This is a genomic window from Flagellimonas sp. 2504JD1-5, assembly GCF_053618295.1.
The window spans coordinates 743,930-758,564 of record NZ_JBSIOU010000001.1 but is presented as its reverse complement, the minus strand read 5'-3'; the positions used below and the strand labels follow the sequence as shown (position 1 = coordinate 758,564).

At 39.7% G+C, this 14,635-nt stretch carries 17 protein-coding genes; 5 read left to right on the top strand and 12 right to left on the bottom strand.

What is annotated here, in order from left to right:
- Window positions 1-6: 6 nt before the first annotated feature.
- The 10 genes from atpA to ACULLG_RS03355 form a co-directional block, all read right to left on the bottom strand.
- Complete coding sequence (gene atpA / locus ACULLG_RS03400; protein ID WP_452125357.1) at window positions 7-1,587, bottom strand: F0F1 ATP synthase subunit alpha; 1,581 nt, start codon at window positions 1,585-1,587, stop codon at window positions 7-9.
- Between the two features lie 2 nt (window positions 1,588-1,589).
- Window positions 1,590-2,129 carry an ATP synthase F1 subunit delta gene (gene atpH / locus ACULLG_RS03395; protein WP_452125356.1) on the bottom strand — a complete coding sequence of 180 codons (540 nt, stop codon included), beginning with the start codon at window positions 2,127-2,129 and terminating at the stop codon, window positions 1,590-1,592.
- Between the two features lie 3 nt (window positions 2,130-2,132).
- The gene (locus ACULLG_RS03390) at window positions 2,133-2,633 is read right to left on the bottom strand and encodes a F0F1 ATP synthase subunit B (protein ID WP_452125355.1); all 501 of its coding nucleotides are present in this window, start codon (window positions 2,631-2,633) and stop codon (window positions 2,133-2,135) included.
- A gap of 80 nt (window positions 2,634-2,713) precedes the next feature.
- Window positions 2,714-2,905 carry an ATP synthase F0 subunit C gene (gene atpE / locus ACULLG_RS03385; RefSeq protein WP_045801726.1) on the bottom strand — a complete coding sequence of 64 codons (192 nt, stop codon included), beginning with the start codon at window positions 2,903-2,905 and terminating at the stop codon, window positions 2,714-2,716.
- Window positions 2,906-2,936: 31 nt separating this feature from the next.
- Complete coding sequence (atpB, locus tag ACULLG_RS03380; protein WP_452125354.1) at window positions 2,937-4,073, bottom strand: F0F1 ATP synthase subunit A; 1,137 nt, start codon at window positions 4,071-4,073, stop codon at window positions 2,937-2,939.
- A 105-nt stretch (window positions 4,074-4,178) separates the two neighbouring features.
- Window positions 4,179-4,583 (bottom strand): DUF6168 family protein, encoded by a 405-nt coding sequence (locus ACULLG_RS03375; RefSeq protein WP_452125353.1) that lies wholly within the window; start codon window positions 4,581-4,583, stop codon window positions 4,179-4,181.
- Window positions 4,583-4,813: an AtpZ/AtpI family protein gene (locus tag ACULLG_RS03370; RefSeq protein WP_452125352.1), complete on the bottom strand. Its 231-nt coding sequence runs from the start codon at window positions 4,811-4,813 to the stop codon at window positions 4,583-4,585. Before ACULLG_RS03370 ends, ACULLG_RS03375 begins: the two co-directional genes overlap by 1 nt.
- Entirely contained in the window at window positions 4,791-5,219 is a 429-nt protein-coding gene (locus ACULLG_RS03365) for a bactofilin family protein (protein WP_452125351.1), read from the bottom strand. The genes ACULLG_RS03370 and ACULLG_RS03365 overlap by 23 nt, the downstream gene beginning before the upstream one ends.
- 6 nt (window positions 5,220-5,225) lie before the next feature.
- Window positions 5,226-7,772 (bottom strand): type IX secretion system periplasmic lipoprotein PorW/SprE, encoded by a 2,547-nt coding sequence (gene porW / locus ACULLG_RS03360; protein WP_452125350.1) that lies wholly within the window; start codon window positions 7,770-7,772, stop codon window positions 5,226-5,228.
- A gap of 115 nt (window positions 7,773-7,887) precedes the next feature.
- On the bottom strand, window positions 7,888-8,922 hold the full coding sequence (locus ACULLG_RS03355) for a GlxA family transcriptional regulator (RefSeq protein WP_452125349.1): 1,035 nt from the start codon (window positions 8,920-8,922) through the stop codon (window positions 7,888-7,890).
- Between the two features lie 90 nt (window positions 8,923-9,012).
- Between ACULLG_RS03355 and ACULLG_RS03350 the strand changes: the two genes are divergently transcribed.
- Genes ACULLG_RS03350 through ACULLG_RS03335 form a run of 4 tightly spaced genes read left to right on the top strand, consistent with a single transcriptional unit; the run spans window position 9,013 to window position 10,733 of the window.
- Window positions 9,013-9,327 (top strand): hypothetical protein, encoded by a 315-nt coding sequence (locus tag ACULLG_RS03350; protein WP_452125348.1) that lies wholly within the window; start codon window positions 9,013-9,015, stop codon window positions 9,325-9,327.
- A gap of 2 nt (window positions 9,328-9,329) precedes the next feature.
- Window positions 9,330-9,656: a TfoX/Sxy family protein gene (locus ACULLG_RS03345; protein ID WP_452125347.1), complete on the top strand. Its 327-nt coding sequence runs from the start codon at window positions 9,330-9,332 to the stop codon at window positions 9,654-9,656.
- 4 nt (window positions 9,657-9,660) lie between these two features.
- Window positions 9,661-10,323, top strand: a complete 663-nt coding sequence (locus ACULLG_RS03340) for a DUF2461 domain-containing protein (protein ID WP_452125346.1) — start codon at window positions 9,661-9,663, stop codon at window positions 10,321-10,323.
- A gap of 38 nt (window positions 10,324-10,361) precedes the next feature.
- Window positions 10,362-10,733 carry a SnoaL-like domain-containing protein gene (locus ACULLG_RS03335; protein WP_452125345.1) on the top strand — a complete coding sequence of 124 codons (372 nt, stop codon included), beginning with the start codon at window positions 10,362-10,364 and terminating at the stop codon, window positions 10,731-10,733.
- A 154-nt stretch (window positions 10,734-10,887) separates the two neighbouring features.
- Here the strand turns inward: ACULLG_RS03335 and ACULLG_RS03330 are convergent, their stop codons facing one another.
- Both ACULLG_RS03330 and ACULLG_RS03325 read right to left on the bottom strand, forming a co-directional pair.
- Entirely contained in the window at window positions 10,888-11,583 is a 696-nt protein-coding gene (locus ACULLG_RS03330; RefSeq protein ID WP_452125344.1) for an ABC transporter ATP-binding protein, read from the bottom strand.
- A 132-nt stretch (window positions 11,584-11,715) separates the two neighbouring features.
- Window positions 11,716-13,185 (bottom strand): DUF5687 family protein, encoded by a 1,470-nt coding sequence (locus ACULLG_RS03325; protein WP_452125343.1) that lies wholly within the window; start codon window positions 13,183-13,185, stop codon window positions 11,716-11,718.
- A 125-nt stretch (window positions 13,186-13,310) separates the two neighbouring features.
- On the opposite strand from ACULLG_RS03325, the gene ACULLG_RS03320 reads away from it, so the two are divergent.
- The gene (locus ACULLG_RS03320; RefSeq protein WP_452125342.1) at window positions 13,311-14,360 is read left to right on the top strand and encodes a 2Fe-2S iron-sulfur cluster-binding protein; all 1,050 of its coding nucleotides are present in this window, start codon (window positions 13,311-13,313) and stop codon (window positions 14,358-14,360) included.
- The last annotated feature ends 275 nt before the right edge of the window (window positions 14,361-14,635 follow it).

The window sequence follows — 14,635 nt, the reverse complement described above, 5'->3', positions numbered from 1 at the left end:
AATCATTTAAGCTCTATATTTTCCTGAAAGATCTTTACAGACTGAGGTCAATGTCTCAGTTACCTCATCAGTCAATTTACCAGCTTTCAATGTATCCAAAACACCTCTGTGCTTGGCATTTAAAAACTCTATAAAGTCTCTTTCAAACTCTTTTATTTTATCAACAGGAACATCTCTCAACAAGTTCTTGGAACCTGCAAAGATGATGGCTACCTGATCTTCCACAGTAAATGGATCGTTCTGCGCCTGTTTCAAGATTTCCACGTTTCTACGTCCTTTTTCAATAACGTTCAGGGTAGCGGCATCCAAATCGGAACCGAATTTAGCAAACGCTTCCAATTCACGGAACTGCGCCTGATCCAGTTTCAATGTACCTGCCACTTTTTTCATGGACTTGATCTGAGCCGAACCACCAACACGAGATACAGAGATACCCACATTAATCGCTGGACGCACACCTTGGTTGAACAAATCTTGCTCCAAGAATATCTGACCATCCGTAATCGAAATTACGTTTGTTGGGATATATGCTGATACGTCACCTGCCTGTGTTTCAATAATTGGAAGTGCGGTCAATGATCCACCACCTTTTACCATTGGCTTAAGGGAATCAGGAAGGTCGTTCATGTTTTTTGCAATGTCATCATCGGCAATAACCTTAGCCGCACGCTCCAATAATCTTGAGTGCAAGTAGAAAACATCACCAGGATATGCTTCACGTCCCGGAGGTCTTCTCAAAAGAAGTGATACCTCACGATATGCAACCGCCTGTTTTGATAAATCATCATAGATGATCAAAGCTGGACGACCTGTATCTCTGAAGTATTCTCCAATCGCTGCACCAGCAAAAGGGGCATATACCTGCATAGGAGCAGGGTCGGATGCGTTAGCCGCAACAATAGTTGTATAGGCCAAAGCACCTTTATCTTCCAAAGTCTTCGCGATGGCAGCAACGGTAGAAGCTTTTTGTCCTATGGCAACATAGATACAATAAACTGGTTCACCTGCATCGAAAAACTCTTTTTGGTTCAAAATGGTATCGATACAAACGGTAGTCTTACCTGTTTGACGGTCACCAATAACCAACTCACGCTGTCCTCTACCAATTGGAATCATGGCATCGACCGCTTTGATTCCTGTCTGCAATGGCTCGTTTACCGGCTGACGGTAAATAACCCCAGGGGCTTTACGCTCCAATGGCATTTCGTAAGTATCACCAGCAATTGGTCCTTTTCCATCAATTGGATTACCAAGGGTATCAACCACACGGCCAACAATTCCTTCACCAACATTGATCGATGCGATACGTTGTGTTCTTTTTACGGTTGCACCTTCCATTACTTCTTTGGATGGGCCCAACAATACAACACCAACGTTATCTTCCTCCAAGTTCAAAACAATACCTTCCATACCGCCATCAAACTCCACAAGCTCACCATATTGAGCATTGGAAAGTCCGTACACACGGGCAATACCATCACCCACTTGTAATACGGTACCTACCTCATCCAAGGAAGCGGTAGCTTCAAAACCTGCTAATTGTTCTTTCAAAATTGCTGATACCTCAGCGGCTTTTACTCCTGCCATTTTTATAGACTATTTGTAAATTCTCTTTTTAATCCGTTCAATTTGTTGGCAACACTAGCATCATATTGTAAATCGCCTACGCGAAGTACAAATCCACCGATGATGCTTTCGTCAATCTTATTTTCAATGGTAACCTTGTTGCCGGTAAGTTTGGTCACCTCGCTCAAAATCTTTTTCTCCAGGTCACCAGTCAACGGAACCGCGGTTGTTACATAGGCAACACCCTCTCCCTTTAACTGCTCGTGTAGAATAATGTATTTTAAGGCCACCTCTTGCAGCAAAGCAATTCGCTTGTTACCGATCAATGTCCCAATAAGACCTTTTGTAATCTCATTAGACCCCTTGAAAATCAGTAGCAAAGAATTTTTCTTTACTTCACCTTTGACCACCGGGCTCTCCAAAAGGTTTTGAAGTTCCGTGTTTTCAGAAATGGTGGCTGAAATCTCCCGCATATCTTTTTCAACAGCATCCGCCGCTTTCTTTTCGATAGCGAAATCCAAGGTTGCTTTTGCGTAGCGTATGGCTGCCCTACTCTCGTTCATTTCTTAGTTCAATTTGATATCGCCCAACATATCTTGAACCAACTTTTGTTGCTTCTTTGTATCGGACAATTCTTCTTTGATTACTTTCTCTGCAATATCAATGGAAAGGTTCGCTACTTGCGCTTTGATATCAGCAACTGCAGCTTTCTTTTCACTTTCGATAGTGGCTTGAGCCTGCTTTACCAACTTATCACCCTCAACTTGGGCTTGTTCTTTGGCATCGGCAACGATCTTATCTTTAATCTCGCGAGCTTCCTTCAACATAGCTTCTCTTTCTGCTCTAGCTTCCTTTAAAAGCTTTTCGCTATCAGCAGTAACATTCTGCATTTCCTTTTTGGCTTCTTCAGCTGCATCCAACGCATTTTTTATGCCTTCTTCACGATCATTGATTGCACCAAGGATTGGTTTCCATGCAAACTTCCACAAAAGGAACAACAACAGTCCAAACAATAGTGTTTGCCAGAAAAACAGTCCTAACGAAAACTCTTCTAATAACTTTGCCATAATTACTTTCTATTTATAAATTTTTAAACAAGGCAGAGGCTGCAACCAACCGTTACAGCCATTCGCCTTAGATGTTTTGATTATACCGCGAAAAGTGCAGCGAAACCAATACCTTCAATCAACGCTGCTGCAATCAACATCGCTGTTTGGATTTTTCCGTAAGCTTCAGGCTGACGTGCAATAGCCTCCATTGCAGAACCACCGATTCTACCAATACCAAGACCAACACCGATAACAACTAAACCTGCACCTACCATTACTGGAATTTCCATATCTATCTAGTTTAAAAATTAAAATTCAATCTTATAAATGTGCTAACTCCGGATCGTTTTCGTGACCTTCCTCATGATGGTCCTCAGAAGCAAATCCAAAGTACAATGCACTTAACATGGTGAAAATATACGCTTGTAGCAATGCTACCAATACTTCAATCAATGAAATTGCGAAGGCCAATCCAAAGGATAGCGGGCTTCCCAACCAGCTTTTAAATATGAACATCAAACCAATCAAGCTCATCAATACAATGTGCCCTGCCTGCATGTTGGCATATAAACGAATCAATAATGAGAATGGCTTAATGAACAATCCCAATAATTCAATTGGAACCAAAATGATATACAACGGTATTTTTCCATACCAAGGCAATGAATCACCAAGTGGATTAAATTGGTGCATCCAGTAATCCTTGGTTCCTGTAACATTGGTAATTACGAATGTCATTAAGGCCAAAGAAACTGTTATTGCAATGTTTCCAGTTACATTAATTCCAAGAGGGGTCAGTCCGAAAATGTTCAAAAACCAGATAAAGAAGAATATCGTCAACAAGAAGGGCATATATTTCCTGTATCGCTTTTCCCCTATGTTTGGTCTTGCAATGTCATCACGAATGTACAGCACAATGGGCTCGAAGAAACGACCGGCACCCGTTGGGATTCCGTTGTTCTTTGCATATGATTTTGCCAGGCTTGTAAACAACCAAAGCATCAACAATCCGGTTATGATAATCATTACCACGTTCTTGGTAATCGAAAAATCCAAAGGTTTTACATTGGTGGCATGATGATCTTCATCATAATGGATGGTGCCTTCCGAATCCGTTTTATAGATTTTGCTGTGGTATAGCTTGTAGTAGTTGCCATCAACCTCGGCCAAAGTTTCGCCATGATGGAACTTGGAAGATGAAAAAACCTTTAACCCATCATCCCACAACATCACCGGCAAAGGGAATCCAACATATTTATGCTCCCCATTTTCCTTGGTATATGAAAACAGTGAAAAATCGTGTGAATCCTGAAGGTGATGGGAGATATATTCCTTTATTTCAGTCTTAAGATCTTTGCCGTCTCCACCGGCTTCGCTTTCTTTTTCACTGGCAAAAGTGAACTGACCTAAAAACAGTGCTGCTCCAACGAGTATTCCCTTGAAAAAAGTTTTTTGCATTTCGCTCAAAATATCGGTCTCTCAAAAATCGGTGCAAATGTAATTCTTTCTTACAAAAAGAAAAAAGCTTTCAAGCTTTTATTTTTGAGGATTTTGAGGGTCTAATTATTTGGAGTCCGTATCCAAATTTTTGAGCATTTTGGAGGTGTAAAATGTTTCCAAAAGAAGTGCAACAATGTAGGGAATGAAAAAAGCACCAAATTCTAGGCCTGACATGTCGCCATCGCTTTTATACGTTGGGTAAAAAAGAAGGAAGAAAAACAAAAACTTTAGTAAGCTGCCTCCCATAAATAAAAATCCAATCTGGTTTTTTAATTTTTGACGAAACTTAAACAGCAATAGGAAGATGATGGCGGCCAAAAGCCCGTTGATCAAATAGGAGCGCACAATTAGGTTATCCAAGATCGGTAATTCCATATTGGACAAGACCAAAATGTGCAATCCGAAGGAAATGAGCAAGAGTATAATCAGAAGTGCCAAAAATTGCGCAGGAAAATTGAGCTTCAGCATCAATATTTAATTCGTTTTAGTTGTTGCAAAACTACCCAAATAGAAATTGCCACTCCCAATAAAGTGGCAATTACTGTAAAAATATTCTTTTCGTTTTGGTAATGGTCATCCAACCATTTACCGCCTTTTACTGCCAAAAATATTATGGCACCCATTTCAAAAGCAATACCGGAGAGCATTGCGGCATTCTTAAAATTGTTTTTCTTTTTAGGAGACTTTTGCTGGCTCATTTGCTTTTGTCGACTGTAGCTTTGGAGTACTTGATGCGGTTTCCACTCCTTTGCCCATAGTACAGGCTGCGTTAAAGGTTGCTCCCGGCTCCACAGCCAATTTTGAAACGCTTACTGTGCCTTCTATAATGGCAGAAGCTTTTAAAGAAAGTAAGTCCTTAACGGCAAGTTCGCCATTAAACTTTCCTTCGATATCGGCATTGACGCATTCTACTTTCCCGTTGATATAGCCGTCTTTGCCAATCACTACCTTACCGGAAGTTTTGACATTGCCTTCCAATTTTCCATCAATCCTGAAGTCAGCCTCGGAAGTGATGTTTCCTTTTATTTTGGTATTCTTTTCAATTCGGTTGGGCTGTCCTCCAAATTCTGTCATAGGTCTAGGTTTTTTGTTATCTGAAAACATGGTGTTCTAGGGTTTTGGGGTTGAAATATGTTCTTTGTATGATTCTAGGTTCTTATGGACCTGTATGATTTTGTAATTGTTGGATAAAACTACAAAATTCTCATCGTTGATACGGTAGTCCTTGTTCTTTTTTATAAGCTCGGTGTAGCCTAGTGCAAAATCCTTGGATTTGAATCCGTGCACAACCACAAATTGATCTTCCAAATTATATATGTCCTTGGAAATAATGTTTTTATAGTTAAGCTCCTTGATGGAAGCTTCCAAACGCTCTTTAAGTTTTAACGCCTTTTCGTTGTCTCTTATTTTAAATGGAAACACCACCTTCCAATTGCCTTTTGCTGCATCATCCAAAAACACTTTGGACTCTAATTTCGGCAATTGATCTGCAACGATTTCCTCAGCTTTTTTCCCTTCGGGATTATTCGGATACGTCAATGCAACATAATTAAGGGCTTCCTTGAACGGTTCAAAACCTTGCAGTCTTCCAATGGCATTTGCCTTCAATATTTCAAATTTGGGCACAATGGGGTCCCCAGTAAATTTGTTGATGAACTCTTGGGACAAGGTTATCACCTGAAGGTATTCCTGCTTTTCATACATCTTATACAAAGAAGCATATCGTGCATCAGGACTGTCGGTATTTCCTTCAAGAATGGCTTGAGGGTTCAAAAGGATTTCTGCGTAGCGCGTATTGGGATGATTAAGGATTATATCCTGTTTCATATTATCCGCTAAGGGACTCCCGGATTCTTCATAAATTTTAAAGAGGTTATATTTTGATGGTAAAATCAATCTTTCCTCTGGATTCAACGCCAAAACTCTTTCCAATTTTGCGGCAGCCAAGAGATTGTCTTTAAATTTTTCCTTATAAATCAATCCCAGCTGGTAGTTGGCAAAATTTCTTTCGCCACGTAGACTATCAATAACTGTAATGTCGGTAGGAACTTGATTTAGATAAAAGTCCAGATCATATTTCTGCTCATCCGTAATTGTGGTCTCAGATTGCTGGTAAGCAGTAATGTCTTCACCTATTGCCTCTGATGGCAAGGACCTGGTCTTGTTGCTCCAACGCCAGTCATCTTCTAATTCCCGATTGCCCCAACGCGTCTTAAAGTCATTTTTTCCATAACCAAGACTTGTGATATTGTAAAAATAAAACTTGCCCTTGTTCTCCTTGCCTCCTTTTGATTCGGCAAAGGCAGCAAACCCTGCTTTCGTTCTTTCCAATTCTTTTTGGGCGGCTTCTTCTCCTTGACGTTTGAGTTCAGCAATCAAATCTTCAAAATACGCTTTGCGTTCCGCCTCGGGCATTTCATATAGCGTAATGACACTATCTGTATATTGAACAACATCCTCGTATTTTATAACGTCTTCAAGGTTGTCCAACTTCTTTTTTATATTTCGATGTTTCTTGGTATTAACCACAAGATTGGTAAGTGTGCTATCGTAATAGGCTCCGGCTGTTTTGTATTGGTCCTTGTCAAAATTGTAATCGGCGAGACTTTGATAGTTGAGTGCGTTCAATTTGCGCTCTGTCCGGTTGGCTGCCAAGGATTTGTTGTAATAGGCTATTCCAAGACTATCGGATTGATTAGCCATATGATATTCTGCAATCTGACGATAGATCTTATCTAAAAAAGGTCGGTTTTCACGATTCTCTTCCAACTCCGTCAAATATTCGAGCAAAGTTTCTCGGTTGGTATCGGTAATCTCAGTGTTCTGTATTTTTTTGAGATGTGCATTGATCATATACACACGGGGTGATTTTCTGTTCAAAGCAATCACCTTGTCAAAAGCATAATTGGCGCTGTCCTTAAATCCCAACTGGTTGTAAAGCTGCCCAATGATGAACAAATATCTTCCCCTTTCAGGATTCTTTTTGGTATAGGCCTGGGCAATCTTTAATTTTTGAATTGCCGTGTCCTTGGCTTTTAAATTGATATAACATTGTGCCAAAACTGCATTGGCATCTGCGTATTCCTGATCTTTTAATCGTTCAAATTTGAAGAGTCTTTTCAAGTTTTTGATGGCTACTTCAGGATTGTCCAAACGCATATTTGTCTTTTCTCTCCAAATTGTGGCCTCATTAAGCTTATCGCTTTCAACATATTTTCGCAGCACATAATTGAACGATTCCAAAGCTGGGATATAACGTTGGTCAAAGTAACGCGCCTTTCCCAACAACAAAAATGCTTCATCGGTCTGAGGATTGCGTTCCTCATCCTTAATGTCCATGCTATGTTTTTGGATTGCTTTGGTGGCTTTTTCCTCAGCAATAATAAAATTGGGGTTGTTATCCTCTGAATCGAGTTTGATTTCTTCAGTGACCTCAAGACGTTCAACAGGAAGGGTTTCCCAGAAATCATCACGATAGTTGGTGTTTAATTCCTCTCTTCCCTGTTCAAAGGCAATATTACCATTGTACAGCACATTGTACTTGGTTTTTAGGGCATGCCAATTACGGTTGACAAAGGCATCCTTTTTAGTGGAACAGGAGTTGAAAAGTACTCCTGCAAATAGACATAGTATAAAAACTTGGTGTTGAAGCTTCAAAATTATAGGTAATCGTGTTTTACCTTAACTGAAAAACGGTCAGTTTATTATAAGGCTCATCGGTAAAATGCAATTATTTTTTATTGCGGCCAAAACATTGGTAAAAATGTATCTTTTACCAAGTTGTTGGCCGTTCAAAATTGGCCCTGCTGCGATTGTATTTTGTTTTATATGCGACAGGGGATAGTCCGGCATATTTTTTGAACACGGTACGGAAAGCTTTTTGGTCGGCGTAGCCCACTTGATACATGACCTCATTTACATTCTGTTCGGTGGATTCCAAACTGCGTTTGGCCGCCTCTATCTTTACCCGTTGAATATACTCCAATGGTGTGTTTTGGGTAGCCTTTTTGAATCGACGCACAAAGTTCCGGCTACTAATTGCATATTTTTTGGCCAACTGCTCCACCGAAATTTTATCGTTTACATTGCTTTCAATATACTTTTGGGCTTCTTTGATTGCGGTATCGTCATGGTCTTTTTGGCCTTGAAAAATCGCAAATTGGTTTTGATCTACACGATCCATATCAATCTCAAAAAACTTGGAGAGATAAATTGCTGTAGCCCTACCGCAATATTTTTCAACGAGATGTAGCATGAGGTTCAAAAAAGAAAACGCCCCTCCGCTGGAATAGATGCCATCTTCATCCGTCACAATTTTGTTGGACACCAGATGTACCTTTGGAAACATCTTCTTGAACAACTCCATCGCTGCCCAGTGGGTAGCACATTGCTTACCATCTACCAATCCCGTCTGAGCCAACACAAAGGCTCCCATGCACATACTGGCCACCTCTGCGTTATTCTTATTGCGTTGATTAAGAATCCACGGCACAAAATCCTTGTTCTGGTCCAAATCCTCAACAAGTTTATCCGGTCTCAGCGCCGGTATCAATATCAAATCGGTTTTTTCAACATCAGTGATGGTACTGTCGCAGTGGATGCTGAACAGCCCTTCATACAAAGTAGAACCTTCATCAAGTCCAACCAGGTGAACATCAAAAAAATCGTCTTCGCTTCCTCCTGGCTGCTTTAAAAATTGATTTGCGGCCGTCAATATTTTAAATGGACCTACCACACTGCTCAAAATGGTATTCCCTTTGGGCACCAAAATACTTACATGTTTCATCGTCAAAACTTTTACTGCCATAAATGTAAGGGTTAATCGTGGCACATTCAACCCTTTAAAGTGTCTTATTTGCCCTTATCTTGGCCTTCGTCTCTTTTGTAGTTTTGGGATATGGAGTTGGAAAAGTTTATGGAAATCCGTGAGCAGTTTTGCCTAAGACATCCCAAGGTCACCGAAGGTAAAATGATGAGCTCTCCTGCTATACATTATAATAAAAAGGTGTTCGCCTTTTTTTCAAGAAAGCACAAAATGGTCTTCAAATTGGGGAAAGATTATCCTCTGGACAACCTTGGAGTCAAGGTTTCGGAGTTCAATCCCTTCAAGAACAAAAAACCGCTCGCAGGGTGGTACGAGGTTGATTTTGCACATCACCAAAAATGGGAAATGTTGACCTCAACCGCATTGGAACAAATAAAATTGAATTGAAAATGGGAGCAAAAGGCGATAAAATGACGAATGATTCCGTGCTGGCCGCGGAGCTGTTGGTTCAAAAGCTTGGGTCAATTGGTTCCATCAAAGCCAAAAAAATGTTTGGTGGGCATGGATTGTTTCATGAAGGCAAAATGTTTGGGATTGTGGATTCCAAAGGAGCTGCTTATCTAAAAGCTGACGCTACTATCCTAGAAATTTTTGAAAAGGCAGGTACCCATAAACACGGAAAAATGCCTTACTATTCCATTCCGGAAACTGTTTTAAAAAATCATGCCATGTTACTAGAGTGGGTAGAGAAATCTATAAAAATTTCAAAAAAATAAACCTATGTCCATTACTAAAGCTTACACTTCCTTTTTCAAAGAATTGGCAAGGAATAACAATAAAGAATGGTTTCATGCGAATAAAAAACGATATGAAAATGATGCCAAAGCGCCTTTCCTGAATTTACTTGACAATCTTTTGGAAACACTCACAGATTGGGATTCTCGAATTCTTGCCGACCCAAAAAAAGCGCTATTTAGAATTAATAGGGATGTGCGTTTTGCCAAGGACAAAACACCATATCATACGATTTTGAAGGCTGGATTTTCACCCAATGGGAAAAAATCGATGCTGCCTGGATACTATTTGGGCATTGATGCGACAAGTATCCATGTGGGAGGGGGTCTTTTTACGTTACGTCCCCCGGAACTTTCCAGGGTTAGAAATCATATTGCCTTAAACACTTCTGAATTAATCAAAATCACCACCGGTTCATCATTTACCCAAAATTTTGGAAAGCTGAGCGGTGAAAAATCTAAACGATTGGATAAAAGCCTCATGTCCGCTGCAGAAAAAACAGATTTGATCTATAACAAACAGTTCTATGCCATGGCCGAGTTTCCTTTGGAGCCTTTTTATGATTCGGAAAGGTTGAACGAAGAAATTTTAAATCACTTTAAAGCTATTAAACCTTTGAACATCTATTTGACCCAGGCGTTCGATTGACAATAAGTTTATTTATTAATCATAAAAACAAATACAAAATGACAACACAAGAAGTAGCGGACAAATTAGTAAATCTATGTAGGGAAGGAAAGCATCAAGAAGCATATGGCCTATATGCGGATGATGCTGTAAGCGTTGAGATGGCAGGTGTGCCGAATGAAATGACCCAAGGAATAGATAACATTTTGAAGGGTTTTGAAGAATGGGCCAATAATGTTGAGGAGAGGCACGGAGGCACTGTTGGTGACGCCGTGGTAATGGATAACCATTTTGTGGTGCCCATGACAAGTGACGTCACCTTTAAGGGGATGGGAAGATGCAATATGCAAGAACTCTGCATGTACCAGGTTGAAAATGGAAAAATCAAAAAAGCACAATTCTTTTATGATCCATCCATGTTCGGGGGATAGCCAATAGTACAAGTTTTTTTGAGGCTGTCTTGAAAAGTATAGTATTGTCATTTTGAGCGGAAGCGAAAAATCTCAAGGGGTTTTGTTCAACTGCTGAAACACTGTTGAGATTCATCATTTCATTCAGAATGACACTTTTCTTGGCAGTCATTTCTTATTCCCCGAAAAAGGTTTCGAGTTCCTTTAAGGTTTCCGTCGAAGTTTGAATGTCTTTCACAATCTCCCCCTTGTTCAATACCACAATACGTTCGCAGACTTCTGTCACATGCATAAGATCATGACTTGATATCAAAACTGTGACATCCTTGGTGGCGGCCAAATCTTTTATTATCCCTTTCAACCTTATTTGTGTAGTGGGGTCCAAATTTGCAAAAGGTTCATCCAAAACCACCACTTCCGGGTTGCCAATAAACGAGGCAACTATTCCAGCTTTTTTCTGATTTCCTTTGGATAGGTCACGCAGGTATTTTTTCTGACCCAAAATTTCTCCATGAAAAAAATCTTCAAACGAGGACAACAGTTTGTCCACATCAGCTCTATTGGCACCTCGTAAATCCCCAATAAAATAAAAATACTCTTCTGGGGTTAGGTATCCAATCAAAAAGGATTCATCAATAAAAGATGATGTAAAAGGTTTCCATGCTTCACTTTTATCCACTTGCACTGCATTATTGACAATGCTGCCAGAGGTGGGTTGAATTAAATCCAGCAACAAGCTGAAAAAGGTGGTTTTTCCGGCACCGTTGTTGCCAACCAATCCAAAACTTTGCCCTTTTGGGATTTCCAAAGTTTCAACATTCAATACTAGTTGTGAACCGTATTTTTTGGTTAGATTTTGAGTTGTGATCATCTATATTTCATTTATGTTTCAATAGTGTTGTATCAATTCGATCTAAGTTCAATTTTCTGGTTGAGACTTCTCGACTGCTCCTTCGACAAGCTAAGGATGACATCTCGAAGCGACATCTACCATTTGATATTACTAACTATTCTTTTCTTTAAATCCGGCAATCATTCCGTATTTCTTTCTTCTATATTGCTCCGTGATTATATTTAATAATCTGTTTTTTAACGCAAATCCGATGATTCCTAATAAGGATAGTGCCAACACTGCAGCTTCCAAAGAGATCAGATAATAGCATGCGGTAAAAATTAAAATAGGTAATCCCAAAACTGGAATTATGATGAGAAATTGGGTAGCACTGGTCCCTTGCATATTACCAATGGGACTTTTCTCAAGATCGATGCGTTTTTTATTGTACGAACCAAAATATAGAATCAATGGGATGTTGACTCCCAAATTGTAAATCGCGCTGGCAAAATTTATAGCCAATTTATCCAACCCGAAATAGGCATATGGAATGGTGAGCAAAAACATTACCACCACGCTTACGGAAATCAACCCTGCTTTGGATTCCAAATATTTGCGAAGTGGAATGTTTTGGGACATCATCATACTATAATAACTGCTATCCCATGCAGGAATAAATTGCCCAAAGTTGGATAGAAAAATACCTGTCATAAAAATTCCCAAAAATGCGAACATAGGTACCATGTTGGCATATACTTCTTGGGTGTAAAATATAAGACCATAAAAAGCAAAGAGCAGAGAAATTACAACTTGGGCCTTTGTTCTCTTGTTTCGCCAGATCATTTTAAGGTCCAATTGCAAAAACGGCCCCATTTCTCCAAAGCGTTTCGTCCAAGCGAGTTCCGAAGTCTTTGCTTCCTTTGTTTTTACACTTAATGAGGCGTCCAAAAAAAGTTTGTTCCTTAAAAACCTAAAATTTATCCAATATGCAACAATCGCCAAGGCAATGGGAACAATGACCGTCGCAGGGTATTGGTAAAGTCCATGGAAAATAGGTCCGAAAAAGTCTTTTACCGGCAACAGTTGAAAATGGTCCAACCCATAGAGTACTGCTATAATACCACCAATAATGTACAACGCCCTATCACTTTTATTTACAATAAAATTGACATGATTTATGCAGAGTACAATCGCAAAAACGGAAACAATCCACAGAGATACATTTAGGGCAGGATATCCGTGATAAACCAGAATAATTCCATAAGGAATAAAAAGGAAAAGTGCCAAAATATTGTACCACGATACACAAGACCGCCTTAGAATATAATGGGTAATGGTGCTTTTCTTTATGGGAAGTGAAAGCAAGGGCTTTATATCCAAGACTGGGAGTTTCTGCAAAAAGTATCTGATAAAAAGCTCAATGAACACCCAATATACCAAGTACCTGCTCAACATCCACATTGGGTTTTCGTTTGGGAAAATCTCTCTTAAAATGGGATATAAAAAAGCGCCAATGAAAACCACTATGGCCAATAAATAAATGGTAAAAAAGGTGACCAAGATTTTTATTGTTATTCCCTTTCCAAAAGAAGAAGATCTAAAAAAAGCTTTCCATTGAAGGTCTATAAATCGCTTAAACATGGGTTGGTAATTTTCAACAGGTTAGTACTCAGTTGGAATGATTTGTTACACCAGCACTTCTTTTTTTAAAAACTCCCCTATCAAAATTGCCCGAATCCGTAGCTTTGCAAAAAAATTGATCTTACATGAGTGACTTTCATGCATTAAAAATCTCTGCGGTGGATGCCTTGACCCCAAACGCAGTAGCCTTGACTTTTGATATTCCAAAAAATCTTACCGACATTTTTGCTTTTACTGCCGGACAGTATATTACCTTAAAACATGATGTTAATGGACAAGAGGTGCGAAGGGCATATTCGATTTCTTCGGCACCTTCATCGGGTAAGATTACAGTGGGAATTAAAAAAGTACCGAATGGCACATTTTCTGTTTATGCCAATGAAAGTATCAAATCTGGTGACATAATAGAAGTAATGCCGCCCGAAGGGCGTTTCGTTTTCGAAAATGATGCCACCGTACAAAATATAGCAGCTTTTGCAGCCGGTAGTGGAATCACTCCCATAATGAGCATTGCGCAAACGGTTTTGGAAAGTCACCCTGAAAGTACGTTTGTTTTGGTTTTTGGTAATCAGACGCCTCAAGAAGCCATGTATTTACAGGATATTGAGACACTTCAAGAAAAATATACCAATAGGTTTTTTGTTCAGCGCATCTATAGTCGCTCCCAGGAAGAAGGCTCACTTTTTGGTCGAATTGAAACGTCAACGGTGAATTTTATCGTAAAGAACAGATTCAAGGAAACCGCATTTGATGCTTTTTACCTCTGCGGTCCTGAAGAAATGATCAATACGGTTTCAGATACCCTGAAAAATAACGGTGTTTCTGAGGACAAAATATTGTTTGAGCTTTTTACCTCATCAGATACGGAAGATACGGTAGCAGAAAACTTGGACGGACAAACCCAGGTTGAGATAACGGTAGATGATGAAAACTTTTCTTTTACCATGGATAAAAAATCCTTGGTCTTGGACGCCGTGCTGAAAGAAGACATTGACGCTCCCTATTCCTGTCAAGGTGGAGTATGCAGTAGCTGCATTGCCCGAATAACGGAAGGAAAAGCAGAAATGGTAAAAAATCAGATTTTGACTGATGCAGAAGTAGCCGAAGGGTTGATATTGACCTGCCAAGCACATCCGCTTACCCCAACTTTAAAAGTGGACTACGATGACGTGTAGCGCGGTAAATTTATAGTACAGCGTGTCACTTCGAGCGCAGTCGAGAAGTATAACGTTCTTCAGGGCATATTTACCTTTTAAAATCCTTCGACAGGCTCAGGATGACATGCTACAAACAGACTCCCCAGTTTGTTTCCTTCGAAAATGGATGCCTTTTTTACACTTTATCGATATTGCTTCGATTTTAATCTTGAAGAATTCAAAACCACAATTTTATAAAACCGACCAAGGAGTCGGAATGTTAAATTTCGGCGTTTTTGAGGTTATATTGTAAT